Source organism: Paramesorhizobium salinisoli (assembly GCF_003335045.1).
Taxonomy (GTDB): domain Bacteria; phylum Pseudomonadota; class Alphaproteobacteria; order Rhizobiales; family Rhizobiaceae; genus Paramesorhizobium; species Paramesorhizobium salinisoli.
Genome location: NZ_QOZG01000007.1, coordinates 102,974 through 118,256 on the forward strand (window position 1 = coordinate 102,974; position 15,283 = coordinate 118,256).

General features: G+C 57.0%; 16 protein-coding genes and 4 pseudogenes. 9 read left to right on the top strand and 11 right to left on the bottom strand.

The window, feature by feature from the left end:
- Positions 1–257 precede the first annotated feature (257 nt).
- Together DUT91_RS26655 and DUT91_RS17070 are read left to right on the top strand one after the other, a co-directional pair.
- Entirely contained in the window at positions 258–695 is a 438-nt protein-coding gene (locus tag DUT91_RS26655) for an MbcA/ParS/Xre antitoxin family protein (RefSeq protein WP_233470353.1), read from the top strand.
- Positions 692–1,384, top strand: a complete 693-nt coding sequence (locus DUT91_RS17070) for an RES family NAD+ phosphorylase (protein ID WP_114441715.1) — start codon at positions 692–694, stop codon at positions 1,382–1,384. Before DUT91_RS26655 ends, DUT91_RS17070 begins: the two co-directional genes overlap by 4 nt.
- Before the next feature lie 365 nt (positions 1,385–1,749).
- On the opposite strand, the gene DUT91_RS26665 is transcribed toward DUT91_RS17070, so the two are convergent.
- The 7 genes and pseudogenes from DUT91_RS26665 to DUT91_RS17105 form a co-directional block, all read right to left on the bottom strand.
- Entirely contained in the window at positions 1,750–2,700 is a 951-nt protein-coding gene (locus DUT91_RS26665) for a DUF262 domain-containing protein (protein ID WP_245419785.1), read from the bottom strand.
- Between the two features lie 443 nt (positions 2,701–3,143).
- Positions 3,144–3,850 (bottom strand): annotated as a pseudogene (scpB, locus tag DUT91_RS17085) (SMC-Scp complex subunit ScpB).
- Between the two features lie 2 nt (positions 3,851–3,852).
- A pseudogene (locus DUT91_RS17090) lies at positions 3,853–4,173 on the bottom strand (DUF1403 family protein); the annotation flags it as partial.
- Between the two features lie 463 nt (positions 4,174–4,636).
- Positions 4,637–5,311 (bottom strand): hypothetical protein, encoded by a 675-nt coding sequence (locus DUT91_RS17095; protein WP_114441718.1) that lies wholly within the window; start codon positions 5,309–5,311, stop codon positions 4,637–4,639.
- A 126-nt stretch (positions 5,312–5,437) separates the two neighbouring features.
- Positions 5,438–5,677 carry a hypothetical protein gene (locus DUT91_RS25840; RefSeq protein WP_160113671.1) on the bottom strand — a complete coding sequence of 80 codons (240 nt, stop codon included), beginning with the start codon at positions 5,675–5,677 and terminating at the stop codon, positions 5,438–5,440.
- An 87-nt stretch (positions 5,678–5,764) separates the two neighbouring features.
- Positions 5,765–6,388, bottom strand: a complete 624-nt coding sequence (locus DUT91_RS17100; RefSeq protein ID WP_114441719.1) for a hypothetical protein — start codon at positions 6,386–6,388, stop codon at positions 5,765–5,767.
- Positions 6,389–6,579: 191 nt separating this feature from the next.
- Positions 6,580–7,263, bottom strand: coding sequence for a helix-turn-helix transcriptional regulator (locus DUT91_RS17105; RefSeq protein ID WP_147272201.1), 684 nt, complete (start codon positions 7,261–7,263; stop codon positions 6,580–6,582).
- 230 nt (positions 7,264–7,493) lie between these two features.
- Here DUT91_RS17105 and DUT91_RS27470 point away from each other — a divergent pair.
- Positions 7,494–7,562: pseudogene (locus tag DUT91_RS27470) on the top strand (hypothetical protein); the annotation flags it as partial.
- Between the two features lie 25 nt (positions 7,563–7,587).
- On the opposite strand, the gene DUT91_RS26675 reads toward DUT91_RS27470, so the two are convergent.
- The gene (locus tag DUT91_RS26675; protein ID WP_245419786.1) at positions 7,588–7,812 is read right to left on the bottom strand and encodes a hypothetical protein; all 225 of its coding nucleotides are present in this window, start codon (positions 7,810–7,812) and stop codon (positions 7,588–7,590) included.
- Between the two features lie 752 nt (positions 7,813–8,564).
- Between DUT91_RS26675 and DUT91_RS17115 the strand changes: the two genes are divergently transcribed.
- The 5 genes and pseudogenes from DUT91_RS17115 (at position 8,565) to DUT91_RS17130 (ending at position 11,681) form a co-directional block, all read left to right on the top strand.
- The gene (locus DUT91_RS17115; protein WP_114441722.1) at positions 8,565–9,641 is read left to right on the top strand and encodes a DUF475 domain-containing protein; all 1,077 of its coding nucleotides are present in this window, start codon (positions 8,565–8,567) and stop codon (positions 9,639–9,641) included.
- A 213-nt stretch (positions 9,642–9,854) separates the two neighbouring features.
- Positions 9,855–10,244 carry a hypothetical protein gene (locus tag DUT91_RS25555; RefSeq protein WP_147272202.1) on the top strand — a complete coding sequence of 130 codons (390 nt, stop codon included), beginning with the start codon at positions 9,855–9,857 and terminating at the stop codon, positions 10,242–10,244.
- Between the two features lie 49 nt (positions 10,245–10,293).
- Positions 10,294–10,419, top strand: a pseudogene (locus tag DUT91_RS17120) (SDR family oxidoreductase); the annotation flags it as partial.
- A gap of 5 nt (positions 10,420–10,424) precedes the next feature.
- Positions 10,425–11,507: an Ldh family oxidoreductase gene (locus tag DUT91_RS17125; protein ID WP_114441863.1), complete on the top strand. Its 1,083-nt coding sequence runs from the start codon at positions 10,425–10,427 to the stop codon at positions 11,505–11,507.
- Positions 11,508–11,525: 18 nt separating this feature from the next.
- The gene (locus tag DUT91_RS17130; protein WP_114441724.1) at positions 11,526–11,681 is read left to right on the top strand and encodes a TRAP transporter large permease subunit; all 156 of its coding nucleotides are present in this window, start codon (positions 11,526–11,528) and stop codon (positions 11,679–11,681) included.
- A 181-nt stretch (positions 11,682–11,862) separates the two neighbouring features.
- On the opposite strand, the gene DUT91_RS17135 is transcribed toward DUT91_RS17130, so the two are convergent.
- The 3 genes from DUT91_RS17135 to DUT91_RS17145 all read right to left on the bottom strand — a co-directional run bounded on the left by DUT91_RS17135 (position 11,863) and on the right by DUT91_RS17145 (position 14,053).
- Entirely contained in the window at positions 11,863–12,351 is a 489-nt protein-coding gene (locus DUT91_RS17135; protein ID WP_114441725.1) for a nuclear transport factor 2 family protein, read from the bottom strand.
- 65 nt (positions 12,352–12,416) lie between these two features.
- Positions 12,417–13,403 carry a pyridoxamine 5'-phosphate oxidase family protein gene (locus DUT91_RS17140; protein WP_114441726.1) on the bottom strand — a complete coding sequence of 329 codons (987 nt, stop codon included), beginning with the start codon at positions 13,401–13,403 and terminating at the stop codon, positions 12,417–12,419.
- 29 nt (positions 13,404–13,432) lie between these two features.
- Positions 13,433–14,053 carry a glutathione S-transferase family protein gene (locus tag DUT91_RS17145; RefSeq protein ID WP_114441727.1) on the bottom strand — a complete coding sequence of 207 codons (621 nt, stop codon included), beginning with the start codon at positions 14,051–14,053 and terminating at the stop codon, positions 13,433–13,435.
- A 132-nt stretch (positions 14,054–14,185) separates the two neighbouring features.
- Here DUT91_RS17145 and DUT91_RS17150 point away from each other — a divergent pair, with 132 nt between their 5' ends.
- Positions 14,186–15,091: a LysR family transcriptional regulator gene (locus DUT91_RS17150; RefSeq protein ID WP_114441728.1), complete on the top strand. Its 906-nt coding sequence runs from the start codon at positions 14,186–14,188 to the stop codon at positions 15,089–15,091.
- Positions 15,092–15,283: the final 192 nt, after the last annotated feature.

Consider the following 15,283-nt stretch of genomic DNA (forward strand, 5'->3'; position numbering starts at 1 on the left):
AGAACATCGCCTGATTTCCTCGATCAGCAAAAACTGCTCACCGGACGCTCACGCTTTTTATGCGGTTCTTCCGATTGCAGAGCGCGGATTACGCGGCGACCGAAGTCGAGCAAGTTCTCCGAGATGATACGCGACGGGCGGCCGTCGCGGCGGAGTTCAACGCCTTGTAGTTTCGGTAACGCCCTCGGAGGTATCGGAGCCTGGGGTCTTGAAATTCTGCCATTTGGCAGTATATTCACTGTCAGATGGAGGCTATCATGGTCGTAGCACACGCAGTTCGTGACAATGGAATTCCGCAGTCGCCCGTCAACCTTGGGGACGAGAGCGCGCGTGAGCGGCTGACCTCAGCAGCTGTATCCGGAGTTGTTCGGTTGGCCGAGATTTGGCGCCTCACCAGCGTAGAGGTATGCGCTTTATTGGGTGATGTCTCGGAACGAACCTGGTTCCGAATGAAAAAGGGAGAATGGAGCGGAAGCCTGTCTCAGGATACCCTCACAAGGATCAGCGCCTTGGTCGGGATTTTCAAAGGCTTGCGACTGCTTTTCTCTGAACCGCTTGCCGACGAATGGGTGAAGCTTCCAAACAAGGGACCGCTTTTCGACGGGCGACGGCCAATTGACGTTATGATTGAGGGTGGCATCCCGAAGCTTCTGCTCGTAAGGCGTCATATTGATGCGTTGCGAGGTGGCCTTTGATCGAGCCCATCCGCGCCGACATTTTTCAGCGAGACACTGTCCGTCTTATATCCACCGCTCGGCTCAAGGGACCAATATTGCTGGCTCTTGCTCCGAACCAAGGTGCATTGGATGATCTGGCTGAATTAGAGCGTGCGACCAGCGGCCGCCTTCAAGGGCAGGAAGGCGGCTTGTTGGATCTTGATCCCAAGGAGCTCGTCTTCGGGAGGCCGGGCCACACTTTCATCAACGCGGCGTTCACGTACACTCGCCCGGGCGGAAACCGGTTCAATGATGATGAACGTGGCGCGTGGTACTGCGCCCTCCAAGCTGAGACTGCCTTGGCTGAAGTATCCTTCCACCTGACCCGGGAACTTGAAGCGATCAACCGTTTTGAAAACGTAACAGACTACGCGGAATTGATCGCCGACTTCGTGGGTCAATTTCATGATCTGCGGGGCGGGAAATTTGCCGCTGACCCTAGCCTGAGCGCCGACCCCGCGGTCGCCTACCCAGCAGGGCAAGCTCTTGCCAAGTGGCTTCGTACGGAAAAAGACAGCCCAGGGCTGATCTATCCTTCCGTGAGATCGACGGGTGGCACCTGCCTCGTGGCTTTTCACCCCTCGCTCGTCCAAAATCTGCGGCAAGGAGCAATATGGCGACTCGAGTGGCAGGGAGGGTCCAAACCGGAAATAACGAGGCTTCCCTAAAACCCTGGCAGCAACGTTAAGAAACCAGCTCCTCGTTTTATAGCGGGCGGAATTTCAGATCATGCATCCAATCTATCTCGATGGTTTCGCCACCCTGCCCCTTGCGCCAGAAGCGCGCGATGCAATGATTGCAGTTTGGACACAACCCGGTAACGCTGGCTCGCAACATCTCCGGTGAAACGGCAGCGCGTACGATCGCCAATGGTCGCGAATTCGTGGCAGATCTAATCGGCGCATCGTCGCACGAGATCACCTTCACGTCGGGCGCCACCGAAGCGAACAACCTCGCAGTCATCGGTGCGGTTCGAGCGGCCCGGAACCAAGACCCGAGCCGGAACCGGATATTCTGCCCTGATCGAAAGCCATTAGGTCCTCGCGTCAATGTCCGGGCAAAAAGCACGAAGTGCTTCATTGCGGACTTTCAGGTTCTCTTTAACGCCGCCTTGGCTCTTGAAAGCGACGATATAGTCGTAGAGATGCCAGTTCAACCGCGAGGTGGTCCCTCCTCCAGCGATAAGCGTTTCCGGCGCCGCGTTGTGCGCCGTGCGCAGTTGGTCGAAATGCCGGTAGGAGGCTGCGAGTTTTACGGCATCGACTTTAGCGCCGGCGTCATGCCTTTGCGAAATGAGCCAGAACAGATCCACGAAAATCCATTTCTGGGTAATGCGGAAATTCAACTCTTTGTTGACATCGTCCAAGACATTAAGGACGTCGCCTGCCCGGGAGGCAAGTTCCAAGATCGCATCGGTGTCGTTGGGTCCAAACCGGGCGATCAACCGTTGCAGGTCGGGCGCTTTGATATCTCGATTGGACCCATGCGCCAAAACCGCAAAGCCGTGGGTGAGATAATCTAGATGTTTCGAGCGGCTCGGAGATATCCTGCTGTTTTGAAAAAACTCATGCGACTCGGCGATCGAGGCCATTATTCGGTTCAGCGGCCGCAGCTGTGCATTCCTGAGCTCGGCGGGGTTCAGCGGAACGCCCATTTGCAGGCGTGCGAACAATGCGGAAATATCATCGTTGGTCGCGTTTAGAATCTCGCCAATGCTCACTTCGAAGTTATCGAAACGGTCTCGCAGCGCCTGATCGAGCTGATCATATTTAAGGCCGAAGATCGGGAGACTGCCGATATCCGGAAGTCGCTCTGCATAGTCGAGCGTCAAGGCACCCGCTCGGAATTCCCAGATCGCGCGAAGACGTTGCTGCCCATCCACTGCATCATGTGAATAGACCGCATCTCCCTTCCTTTCGCGAAGGTAGACCTTCGGAATCTCAGAATGGAATCGATTAGCAAAACCTGCCGCGACTGCTTCCATGCTGGCCCCCTCTGCCACTGAGGGTTCAAATTGATCTGACCGCGCTTGCCAAAGAGCTTGCCTACGGTCCACGCATCTTGCCTTATCTCCAACTTTGTCCCCATCCCCGAACATGCTCGAGTGTCAATAGAACACAACTCTTCCTAGAACACTAACGCGGATGATGAAGACAGGAAAAGTATGGTCATATAATAGACCACGCCCGGAAACTCCCCATCCCGTCGTCTCCGTGACGTCGAGTTCCGCCACGATCCGCCGCGCCGCCCGCGGGGAACCTCCCACGACGATATACTCGGGAAAACCGCAAGGCTGTTTGGCATTGTGGGCACTTTCCAGCCTCGTGGAGCGTTCGACACGCTCGAGCGCAATAGCGCCGCGGCGTTCTGCAGTTCACCAGGCGCTTCGGTGTACCTAGTCAGATCGTGACGCCGAAACACAACTCCCTATTCAGTGGAAATCGCTTCTGCGTCCGCTCGTTCCTCGACAAGGCTGACGTCGCCTTGCTCAGCATGTTTTCTCAACAGCCCCGCATCCTCCAGCGCCTCGATGTCCGGCAGATCGCGCAGCGTCTCCATGCCGAAGGAGGCGAGAAAGTGCTTGGTCGTCACATAGGTATAGGGCGCACCCGGCGTCGGGCTGCGCGGTCCGGAGCCTATAAAGCCAGCGCCGCGCAATGCGCCTATCGTGTCGCGGCTCACTTCCTTACCGAAGATTTTTGATAGCTCGCCGCGGGTCACCGGCTCGAAATATCCCACCGCCATCAGCACCATCGCCTCGAATTCGGACAGCGCCGCGGCGGCCAAGCGGGTCGGCGCAGTGGATGCGCGAATGGTCTCGCCAAACCGCACCCCGCGTCCGATGCTGCCAGCCGCCGGCGACAGAAACCAGTTCGTAGGGCCGGGAACTGAGTTCCTCCTGAAGATCGTCAATCAACAGGTCGATGCTGCAATCGCGACCGACGACCCGCGCCAGCGTCTCGCGGGGGGACCGGTTGATCGCAAGCAAAGATCACCGCCTCGACCCGCAGCATCCATTCCCGCCAGCGCAGTTCCGGCGGCAGGTCCTCCAGTTCCCGGTCATACAGGACATCGTCCTGGGGAATCTTTTTAGTGCTGCGGCGTGGCTGCGGCGTCGCGCTCGTCCCGGCCATCGTCACAGCCCGTAGATCCGAAACGACGATCGACCGGACAGTTCGCGCACGGCGCCTAAACTCTCCAGCCGTTCGAACAGCCTCGTCGCGGCCCAACGGGACAGATTGCTGCCGGGCGCCGATGCCGGCACGGCGTCCTCCTCGAGCAGTCTTTGAATGACGGCGTCAGCGCCCTTGGTGCGGACTTTCGGCGCGGTGGCGAGAAGCGCGTCCGCGCGGCGGGCGATTTCGCCGGCCGACCGCAAAGCGGGACCCGCCCCCTCGACCAGGGCCAGGCAGACGGCGCGCGGGAAAGCGGCCTCGCCGGGACGGACGCGTCCCCTGACCAACACACACTCTCCAATAGTTGTCCCAGATCGCTGATCGCACGATCGACCCGCCCATGCCACAGACGCCACTTCGGCCCGTCCGAGCAACCCTCGGAAGACCAGTGTAGGGCTAGCCACCTCAGGCGCGAAGACAACGGACATACGGTCTTACGAAACATCTGCGCCCAGTAGAGAAGCAGATCTGTCGCTTGGCACGTAATTGGGGCCTTCCGCACTTTGTGTGGTGGCAATTTTGGTCGAGTGGCAGCATGCGTGCCCTGTCGTAGACTTTCGGAAACTCTTCAGAAGGGGCTGTCGACGGACACAGTCTGGAATGCGTCCCTTGGGATGAACGGATCGGGATTCAGCGGCTCAAACTGCACGTGGCCAATGTCGTCAAACCATCCTCGTTGGCCAGCCAGGTGAACCTCTTGCGCTTCGCCCAAAATCTCAACGGCTCCTCGATCGAATGCTTACGTTAAGATGGCAGGCTGCCGACTACGAACATATTGTTCTGATCATCGAAGTGTACGAACTGCGTGGCGCTGCTCGTGTTGAAATCGAGGATGAGCGGCGGTTGGGCTGTGATTTGGGATGTGTTGCGCTCGTGCTGACTTTGTGACTGGAAATCGGGGATGATTTGGCTTGGAATTGCCATGCCGAGCTGGACACCACCCAGTAAAGTCAACATGATTTCATTGTTGATTTGAAAGCTGCCTTGACCATTATTCAACACCGAGGAAGCGGTTGTGATTGCAGGAGGTTGCAATTGTCCGTTGATGTTGAATCCTCTGGCTAATCCTGAGGTGACGGTGCTGTCGGAGCTGTTGGTAAGCTGGATGGTATCAGGTAGGCTGGTTGTACCGGTTTGATTGATAGTACTGCCATCAAAGGTAAATGTCTGTCCGGATAATGCCGGCGCCTGAGAGTTGATCTGCAAAACTTCATAGGCTTGTAAGCCATATGACGATGTATAGACCGATATGGAATCGGTCCAGCTTATGTAGATAGTGCCCACTGCTGAGGTTAAAAGCGCCACAATTTGGTAATCAGCCGTATCTTGAGGCTGCAAAAGCGCCACGGACATTCCAGTATTCGATATGGTTTGAGACCCCGCCTGGTCAATTTGGATTTCGAGGGAAAAGTCAGTCATAGTCGCTATCCGGGACGAAGCGTTGGAAGTCGAGGTTTCGGGGGCATTTTCCGGTGGTGAATGCGTTTGCCCGAAATGCCAAACCGGTCATTCCGGGCAAACGATTTTTCTATGCAAGCGTGGCTGCTACCAGCTTATTGTCAAATTATCCGGGCCGGGCGTGGCCGTAGTGTTTGTTACTGACACACTCTGACCGTTGATGGGATAGACATCAGCAACGCCTATTGCCGCCACATGCGCAACGGTTGCTCCGCCATTGATCGAAATGGTGTAGGGCGTAGCCACACCAACTACGTTGAGGTTGTTTGTCACGGTGTTCGTACCAAGATTAGCAGTATGCCCGCGCGGGATTACTTGATTCGGCATTGTATGTCCTTTCTCGATGGAGTTTTGCAAAAAGAAACATCTGCGTCGTTCAGGAGATATGATTTACTGAACGACGCAGATTCGTTGCTAGCTCATGATAAATTGGTTCTGCTGATCGTTATACGTGATGCCGGCAGTCGTATTCGTCGTATACTGTACGGTCAAAGCGTTGCCGGAGACCTGCGAAATGACGATGCCGTTGTTAGAATAGCTTGACGTAAACACCTGGATAGTTTCGATCGGGGTGAACAATGCCGTCTGATTATACAGCACGCCGGCGGCGCATATGGGGGCGGAAACCGTCGTGCCGTTAACGCTGGCCCCTTGAACCAAACCGGCTGTGACCATCGCCGTCCCACTGATAATAAGACTCGGATCGTTATTGACGATCTGATACTGGGTTGGGCCAACGACCCCAGAAGCACCCGCGTCGAAATAACCGGCAGTGTTGAGGGTGTAGCTGCTGCCGCCAATTGCAGTGGCTTCTGAGCTGGTAACAATCACTGCTCCTGACTGGGCGTTGGTTGTGGAGGAATAGACAGAATATTGTTCCGTCCATGTGATGCTGTTGGCCATTTGTGGTGTAAAGGTGATCCATGCGGTGGGCTTGCCACCTGCGGACTGCTTGACAATAGAAACGCTTTGGCCCGAGGCACTAAGTGCACTTAGTCCGGCTGCGTCAAACGTGATGTCTAGTTCGTAGCTTGGCATTTTTGCGTTCCTCTACGGGCACCCAACGGCACCCCTCCGTGTTGATCGGGTTTGCTTCGATGAGGTTTTTCGTCAAGATTCCGGACAATTACATTTGTGATCTCATGCAATGTATGGATTTGCGCTTTCAGAAGACAACCTCGAGTACATGGTACTCGGGTGAACATTTATGTTCTTCTGCGCCATTCACATTAACTTTTGCGCGGTTCAGTCTTTCTGTAATGATGGGGTGTCATACCAAAATGTCGCCGGAAAGCCGTCGCGAAGTTGCTAGGTAAATCATAGCCGAAATCTGCTGCGATCACGCTGACGGGTGTATTTGTTAGTCTCAATTGACGCGCAGCACCCTCCAGGCGCACCTTCCGTTGCCACGCCGAGGGCGGCAGGCCCATTTCCCGTTTGAACATCGCGTTCAGTGTGTTGTGATTGGTGTTAAACATCTGCGCCAGCGCCCGTACTGAAATGTCTTCAGCAATATTGCCGACCATGTGGGCACAGCATCTCTCTACCAAGACGACACGCGAGTACCGATAATGTGGGTCTTTAAGCGACTGGGCCCGACATTGCGCCAAAATGCGCGCATACAGTTCCGATGCTAAAACTGGCCAGCTTAAGTAGTCCGCAAATCCAATCATGAATGCGTCGTGCCGATTACTGGGCTCAGGCTCAATGAGCGCGATGTTGGAATAGGCAGCGCTGAGTTGCGGAAGGTGAGCGTTGTTGAGATCGGGAAAGTGGCGGCGGCAGTCGAAAATGACGATCTGCTTGTCCGCTACCTCGCTGTCAGGCTTGGTCTCAACAATATCGAGCTTTGTCGTGCTACGGATATTGTGACGTAGTAGCTCATCGAGACCCATATCCTCTGACTGGACCATGAGTTGAAAGGTTTCTAGCCCGCGATGGGTCGTCGTGCGAAAGAAAGCGATATGACGAAAAACGCCCCCCAATATCTACAGGAATTCCCATGCCGAGTGCAGGTTTTCTATAGAGCAACTTAGGGTTAAGGTAGTTGCCTGAGAGGTTAGATTCTTTTGCGCCTAGCATCTTAACTTTTGCGGGATTCATCTTCTCGGCAATCATAGGATCGTCTCGACGAAACTGGCCCGTGCGCTCCAGGGATTTGGGAGGCCTGATCAAGACGCTTTCTCTGCTGCGCTTCATCGACGACGAGCACTATCGCTGGCGCATTCTTATCCAGCTCAACCGCGGCAAAAGCCGCCACAGGCTACCTCCTGCGCCGCGCTGTCGTCCGCTCCGGCGAGATTTTCGACGACAAAACACTGTTGAGCTGGGTGAAGGGCACCAAGGTGCCGCGCAGCGTCGAAAGTTTCGAGATCCTGAAACGGATCGAACATCGATACAGGCTTCCCGAGACCGGTAATTTCTCTTGGGTCGATACGGGTTGTTAGGCCGACGTGGTCCATCAGCGTCGCTTTGTTCGGAGGGAAAGCGATAGCGGTGGAATGGACGATCACGATCGAGGGCAGGAACGAATTTGGCGACACGTGCCGGAAGGAGGCCCGCATCGACAAGAGTTGGGAGACCGCGCGAGGCGATCTGGACTTTTAGCGGGCGAGGGGGTGTAACCATCCCTTGACCTCATGGGCGTCCAGTCAGTCGACGGTAATGCCCTGATGCAAAAGGTCGACGAAATCCTGTATTACACCAATGAACTCTCACAACCAGACAGCTAACCATTTGTTAACCACAGAAATTGAGGAAGAACCAAACGAACTACAAAGCGGCACTTTAATGCATGCCGATTTCGCCCTTGCGCTCATGAGGTTGAGCTTAAGCCGGCGCCTGCCGGCGCTTCTTCTCGTCGCGCTTTTGCAGCCATAAAAATGAGACGAGCCATATTTCATGTTTCATGGCGTTCTGCGCCTAAGCAGCGGGCTGCACACCCCTTGACGTCACGCGCGACGCTGCTAAGTAAAAAGTGCTCCCGCCTTCCAGACATCGAAACGCGGGATGAACATTGGTGCCGGGCCCCTCTGGCGAGAGTTTTACGGCGCTCTCGTGATGTCGGTACCGCCAGCAAATCAGCCGGCGGATTAGCTACTATGAAAACTGATCTCATGCCTGAAGCATGTGCCCTTTCGGCCGTGCGGTATTTCGTTGCGAGACCACATTCCCATACGGAATCTTCTGTCGCTCGTTCGAAGGAGACCCAACGATGAATCTTGGTTATTTCAAATGGGCCTTCATTGTCACGGCGGCCGGGCTGGTGCTCGGCGCTTGGCTCGGATGGCAGTCGAGCGGCACGCTCGGTGGAATGGCCACCGTCTTCTTCATCTGCGCCGTGCTCGCGGTGCTTGAAATCTCGCTGTCCTTCGACAACGCCATCGTCAATGCCAACAAGCTCAAGGACATGACCCCGGTCTGGCAGCAACGCTTCCTGACATGGGGCATCCTCATCGCAGTCTTCGGCATGCGCATCGTCTTTCCCCTGCTGATCGTCGTTGTCGCCGCCGGTATCGGCCCCATCGATGCGATCGTTCTTGCTGCGGCAAAGCCCGAGGAATACGCCCGCATCATGCATGAGGCGCATCTGCCGATCGCTGCCTTCGGCGGCACCTTCCTGATGATGGTGGGGCTCAGCTATTTCTTCGATCATGAGAAGGACGTGCACTGGATCGAGTGGCTTGAAAGCAAGATGGCCCGTTTCGCGACCATCAAGGGTATCGAGATCGCTTTTGTGCTTATCCTAATTTTCGGCGTCTCGTCACTGCTTCCTCCAGCCGAAGCTCAAACCTTCGTCTACTCGGGCATCTATGGGCTTTTAACATTCCTGCTGGTCGAAATCATCGGCGGCTTGCTTGATGCCTCGCAGCAAACGATGAGCGCGGCGGCCAAGGGCGGCTTCGGCGCCTTCCTCTATCTGGAAGTGCTTGATGCCAGCTTCTCCTTTGACGGCGTCATCGGCGCGTTCGCTCTGACGCAGAACCTCTTCATTATTGCGATCGGCCTCGGTATCGGCGCAATGTATGTGCGCTCGATGACGATCATGCTGGTGGAAAAGGGCACGCTCAATGAATACCGATACCTAGAGCATGGTGCGTTTTATGCGATCCTGATCCTTTCGGTCGTCATGTACTTCCAGACATTGATCCATATCCCAGAGGTGATCACCGGCCTAGGTGGCGCAGCGCTGATCGGCATCTCACTATGGTCATCCATCCGCCACAACAAGCGGGAACGCGCTGCGGAAATCAAGGCGGATGCCGAAAGTCCTCTGCGCGTCGAGGCATAATTCGACCGATATATGACAAGCCACGGGCCACGCGCTTTGCGCCCGGCCCGTGGGTGCACGCTGGTGTAGGCTTATCCCGATTCCCACCGGACTCTGGCGCTGTGGCGTGCGTCTCTCACTCCCCATGCGCTCGAGATATGGCAGGTCTTCCGCCTTGAATTCACGGGCAATGACATCGATACGCGCGATCGCACGATCTCGGGAAACACGAAGATGGTGTTCGAGGGCCTTGGCGGCGTCACGGTTCCTGCCATTTTCAAGCCGTTCGACGATTTAGAGGTGCTCAGGCAAAAAGGGCTCCGCCTCAAAAAACTGCGGCGTCCATCGGTAGAGAAATGGTGGGCGACGAGCAATGACTGGTGCAGCATGATCGCCTGCATCACTGTGTGGTTGCCGCAGTGGCCAAGCATTGCGACATGCATTTCTTCCTCCAGTCTGTCGAGCGTATCCGCTACGATCCGGCCACCATTGGCGATGGTATTTTCAAGATGCTCACGTATCCCGGTTTTGATTAGTGTGTACACAAGACGTTTGGTTGTTGAAACTGATGGGAGAATTTTGAAAACATGTCTGACCGACTTTCGGGCAAGTGCGCATTTGTAACGGGCGCTGACAAGGCAATGGGCGCGCGATCGTGACCGCCGCCTTCAGGACCATTCGCGCCCCGCGGCTCGGAACGGTGAAGGAAATGGCGGCTGTCGCAGTTTACCTCGCCAGCGACGAATCCGCTTTCACGGCCGGACAACTTCTCGTGGTTGATGGAGGACGGACATTATGAATGCGATGAAGCATAATTCCACGCCTCGGAAAGCCACTATCGTGGCTCTGAACGACTTCTGCCGGGCGGTGCTCTTGGCGGCGGGCGCCGATGCGGCGACAGCCGACGCCGTTACCCGGGCGATGCTGCACGGCTCGAGGCTCGGCATAGACAGCCATGGCGTGCGGCTGCTGCATCATTATGTGACCGTTTTGACCGAGGGCCGGGTCAATCCTCGTCCACAGATGCAATTGTCCGCTGCCTTCGGTGCAGTTGCGTCACTCGACGCCAATGACGGCCATGGCGCGCTTGCGGCTTACCGTGCCATGGAGCACGCGGTGCAGCTTGCCGGGCAATTCGGCATAGGGGCTGTCGCGATCCGCAACTCGTCGCATTTCGGACCGGCGGGTGCATTCGCAATAGCTGCGGCCGATGCAGGCCATATTGGCCTTGCCGTCTGCAATTCCGACAGCTTCGTGCGGCTGCATGACGGCGCGCAGCGTTTTCACGGGACCAATCCGATCGCCTGCGCCGTGCCGGTTCCGCAAAGTCGCCCCTGGCTTCTCGACATGGCGACGAGCGCGATCCCCTATAACCGTGTCCAGCTCTATAAAAGCATCGGGCAAAAGCTGCCCGACGGCGTCGCCTCCACGGCAGGCGGTGAGGATACCAACGACCCGCAAAGCGTTGAAATGCTGGCGCCACTTGGTGGCGCATTCGGTTTCAAGGGTTCGGGGCTTGCCGGTCTCGTCGAAATCCTCAGCGCCGTCCTCAGCGGCATGAAGCTGAGCTTCGACATCGCGCCGATGGCAGGGCCCGATCTGAGCACGCCGCGCGGTATGGGCGCGTTTGTGCTTGCGATTCGCCCCGATGCCTTTGCCGACAGGGAGACGTTCCAGAATGGCATGCGGCGGTATGTCGAAACATTGCGCAATTCGCCTGCACGGGCTGGCGCAAGCGTGCTTGCCCCGGGCGATCGCGAATGGGCGAAAGCTGATCGGCGCGAGGCCGGCGGCATTCCCATCGATCCTGAAACCGAACGGGTCTTTCGTGAACTGTCGCAGCAGTTCGGTCTCTCCCTGCCCTTTGCCGGACATAGAGCGGAATAGAAACACGATCAACAAGTCTTGAGCGAGGGGCAATCTCCATGGCGTGACGTGCTGGTGGCGCTCGTCTTCCTCGCGATCGGCTTCTTTATCGATGCAACGGTTCTCATCATCCTGCTGACGCCGATCTTCTTGCCGCTGGTACGCCAAGCTCGGGTGACCCTACATTTGGCCTAGTCTTCATCCTCGCCGCCACCAGCCGACGCTGCGATGTATACCGTCTGCTCGATCCTGCGATGCCCGATCAGCGATTATACACAGGAATCGATGCCGCTGTTTGGTGCGGCGGCAGCGTCACGCTGTTGCTGATCTTCGTTCCTCAACTGGTGCTTGTCGTGCTTGACATGATATTCGGTGGTTAAAGACCCAACTCCGAGAGACCCGGATGATCCTGCGGGCGCGGACCCTCAGCCCAGTGGAATTTTCTGTCCGCCTCCCCGATTGGCAGATCATTAATGCTGGCGAACCGCAGATGCATCAGCCCTTGTGCAGTGAATTGCCAGTTTTCATTGCCGTATGAGCGAACCCAGTTTCCCGCATCGTCGCGCCACTCATAGGCAAAGCGGACAGCGATGCGGTTTTCCGCGAAAGCCCAGAGTTCCTTGATGAGGCGGTAATCAAGCTCGCGGGACCATTTGCGCGTGAGGAACTCGACGATGGCGGCGCGACCGATGGGAAACTCCGCCCGGTTGCGCCAGCGGCTGTCGGACGTGTAGGCCAGCGAGACACGCTGCGGGTCGCGCGTATTCCAGGCATCTTCCGCCATGCGGACTTTCTGAATCGCGGTCTCGCGGGTGAATGGCGGAAGCGGTGGTCTGCTCTCGATAGTGATGGATGCTTGCGACATTTGGGGCCTTTCGATGCCGTGCGTTCAGTGTCACGGATTGCGGAAGTTGGAATTCGTCGATGATCTCACCGACCGGCAAGTCGCTGCGCCTCCTCCCATGAGCCTGTCGTCATCGAAAATGGCGATTGTCCATTCTCCTCCGCGTTCCATCGGAGCGCAATCGCTCCGGGGCGGTAAACCATCCTGCGCGGCTTGAATGTCCAGAATCGCTCACTTCCCTGGAATCGATCGCTTTCCGGGTCGAGATTCACCTCCGCATCGCCGGAAAGCTGCAATAGATCGCCTGTTTCGAAATCCACGAACAGGAGGCCAGCCTTGCCGTTGATCAAAATGTTGCCGAGCGTATTGAAGTAACGGTTGCCGGCAAAATCGGGAATTGTCAACCAGTCGTCATCATCAATGCGGACGAAGCCGGATTTACCGCCGCGATGCGAAACATCGACCTGGCGGTGGCCATTGCTCCGGTCAGCATAGCTGGCAACGAAGAATGTATCGGCTGCCGAAATCAACGCGCGCGCGCGCGCATTCAACCGTTCCATCCAGGTCGCATCTGAAGGCCTGTTCTCACCGGTTTCCGCGAATCTGATATCCCGAAGCCGGATATATTTCGGGCAGTTTCCGAAACTTTGCTCCACCGCCAGAGTGAAGCCGTCGGGACCGGGGCGGCGCAGCGTGCCATTCACACGGTTCCGCCGCCTTGTATGAAGCTCAATCCCGAGGAGGCCGATACTGTGGCCATGTTCGAGCCCCGCATCGGCGGGATCATCCGGACGCCGCGCGGCATGGATGTCGAGTTGCTTCGGATCAGGAGATGCGACGAAACCGGGCCTGCCGGTTGCAAGCGTCGCCCATGCATCGCCTTGCGGGTCCACCGCGCCGAGCAGCACGAATGGAAGCTGCGCCATGAACTCCCGGTGTTGGTCGGGCATAAAGTCGCGGATGATCTTGCGGCCGATTTCAGCCATCCGCTCCACGGCGCCGATGCTCTCCTGCACCACGATCTCGCCGGCATGGAACGGTGAAGATTGCCGGTGGGATGAAAGTTCGGACATGACATAGCCTTTCAAATATCAGCATCCCGTCATGAATGGGCAGCCTCCAGGCCGACCGGCGTCTGCTGGAACGCCACAAATCCCGGCAGTCCCTCGACACGATCAAGCCATCGGCGAACATTGCCGTGGGAAGACAGATCGACATTGCCCTCCGGAGCCCGGGCGATGTAGCTGTACAGTGCCACATCGGCGACAGTCGGCCGGTCGCCTGCGATCCAGTTGCGCTCCTGAAATTCCATGTCGATCAGTTGCAGGATGGCGTGGGCACGCGTGATGACCTCATCAGGATCGAACCTTGCTCCGAAGACCGTGATCAGGCGCGCGGCGGCAGGACCAAAAGCAATCGGGCCGGCTGCGACTGAAAGCCAGCGCTGGACAGCCGCCGCGCCGGCCGGCTCTTCCGGCAGCCAATCCGTCCGGCCGTGCTTCTTTGCAAGATAGACCATGATCGCATTGGAATCGGCTATGAGCAGACCGTCATCGTCGAGAAGCGGCACCTGCCCGAATCTGTTGAGCCTGAGGTATTCTGGCGTTTTATGCGCTCCCTTGAGCAGATCGAGTTCGACGAGGTCGACCTTGATGCCGAGCAACGAACAAAGCAAACGCACACGATGCGAATGTCCGGACAATGGATGGTGATAGAGCTTCATTTTCGTACCTTCCGATGCGGCATCAGGGGAGGAATTCACCGTGCTGACTATTCATTATTTCAACAGATCAGGAGAACTGCTAAAGAACACAATGGTCTATTACATCTGTTGAAATAATCATAAGGAGCGAAAATGGACCGTTTCCAGGCTATGCAGGTCTTTGTGAAAGTGGCGGAAACGGGCAATTTCGCCAAGGCAGGGCGGGATCTCAATCTCAATCCGCCAGCCGTCACCCGTGCTGTTGCCGGTCTGGAAACTGCCATCGGCACGCGGCTTTTCATCCGCACGACCCGTTCCGTGATGCTTACCGAGGTCGGACAGCGTTATCTTGAAGATTGCCGGCGCATTCTCTCCGACATACAGGAGGCGAACGCCAATGCCGCCGGCTCCTTTTCCAGGCCATCGGGGACGCTGACGGTCACCGCTTCAGTCCTGTTCGGACAGATTTACGTGCTGCCCATCCTGCTGGAATATCTGGAACTTCACCCGGCAGTGACGGTGCGCTCGCTCTTCCTCGACCGCGTGACCAATATTGTCGAGGAAGGCATAGATGTCGCTGTTCGCATTGGCCATCTGCCGCTGTCCAGCCTCAGCGCTGTCAAGGTGGGAGCCGTGCGGCGCATCATATGCGGATCGCCTGATTATTTCCACCGATATGGAAAGCCAACCGTCCCCGCCGATCTGGCCGCGCATCGCATTGTCGCAGCCCCCAGCGCCTGGTCATCGCTCGACTGGCGCTTCGGGCGGGAGGGAACAACGAGCGTCCGCATCACGCCACGGCTCATTTGCAACAACAACGAAGCGGCGATTGAAGCGGCGGTTCGGGGCTGGGGCCTGACCAGGATCCTGTCCTATCAGGTAGCCCCTCTCATCGCTGCAGGCAAGCTCATCACGGTCCTGATCGACCAGGAAGAAGAGCCGCTTCCGATCCATATTGTCCAGCCGGAGGGGCGAAGAGCGGCCGCGAAGATCAGATCGTTTGTCGAGCTCGCCACGAAGCGGCTGCGGGAAAACAGGATGGTCAATCCGGTGCCCTGATTTCCGGCCTCGCAGGCTTCGCTTCGACCTCGTCTTTGTCATCATCAACATTTCTCACGACCAGCCACGAACGCGGCTCCGCCGATCCGCCACCCTCCAGGCGCTGTGCCGGCCCGTAATCTGAGAATCGACAGGATGCGGGTGTCATGTCAGTTGCCTGGAATTTCTACATTCCATATTGTCCCGCGGAAT

Bases quoted from the DNA above. Each gene is read 5' to 3' on its own strand.
- DUT91_RS17095 (WP_114441718.1), bottom strand. From the start codon at position 5,311: ATGACTGACTTTTCCCTCGAAATCCAAATTGACCAGGCGGGGTCTCAA.
- DUT91_RS17125 (WP_114441863.1), top strand. From the start codon at position 10,425: ATGAAGCATAATTCCACGCCTCGGAAAGCCACTATCGTGGCTCTGAAC.
- DUT91_RS26655 (WP_233470353.1), top strand. From the start codon at position 258: ATGGTCGTAGCACACGCAGTTCGTGACAATGGAATTCCGCAGTCGCCC.
- DUT91_RS17105 (WP_147272201.1), bottom strand. From the start codon at position 7,263: ATGGTCCAGTCAGAGGATATGGGTCTCGATGAGCTACTACGTCACAAT.
- DUT91_RS25840 (WP_160113671.1), bottom strand. From the start codon at position 5,677: ATGCCGAATCAAGTAATCCCGCGCGGGCATACTGCTAATCTTGGTACG.
- DUT91_RS17145 (WP_114441727.1), bottom strand. From the start codon at position 14,053: ATGAAGCTCTATCACCATCCATTGTCCGGACATTCGCATCGTGTGCGT.
- DUT91_RS17140 (WP_114441726.1), bottom strand. From the start codon at position 13,403: ATGTCCGAACTTTCATCCCACCGGCAATCTTCACCGTTCCATGCCGGC.
- DUT91_RS26675 (WP_245419786.1), bottom strand. From the start codon at position 7,812: ATGGACCACGTCGGCCTAACAACCCGTATCGACCCAAGAGAAATTACC.
- DUT91_RS25555 (WP_147272202.1), top strand. From the start codon at position 9,855: ATGGTGTTCGAGGGCCTTGGCGGCGTCACGGTTCCTGCCATTTTCAAG.
- DUT91_RS26665 (WP_245419785.1), bottom strand. From the start codon at position 2,700: ATGGAAGCAGTCGCGGCAGGTTTTGCTAATCGATTCCATTCTGAGATT.
- DUT91_RS17150 (WP_114441728.1), top strand. From the start codon at position 14,186: ATGGACCGTTTCCAGGCTATGCAGGTCTTTGTGAAAGTGGCGGAAACG.
- DUT91_RS17135 (WP_114441725.1), bottom strand. From the start codon at position 12,351: ATGTCGCAAGCATCCATCACTATCGAGAGCAGACCACCGCTTCCGCCA.
- DUT91_RS17100 (WP_114441719.1), bottom strand. From the start codon at position 6,388: ATGCCAAGCTACGAACTAGACATCACGTTTGACGCAGCCGGACTAAGT.
- DUT91_RS17115 (WP_114441722.1), top strand. From the start codon at position 8,565: ATGAATCTTGGTTATTTCAAATGGGCCTTCATTGTCACGGCGGCCGGG.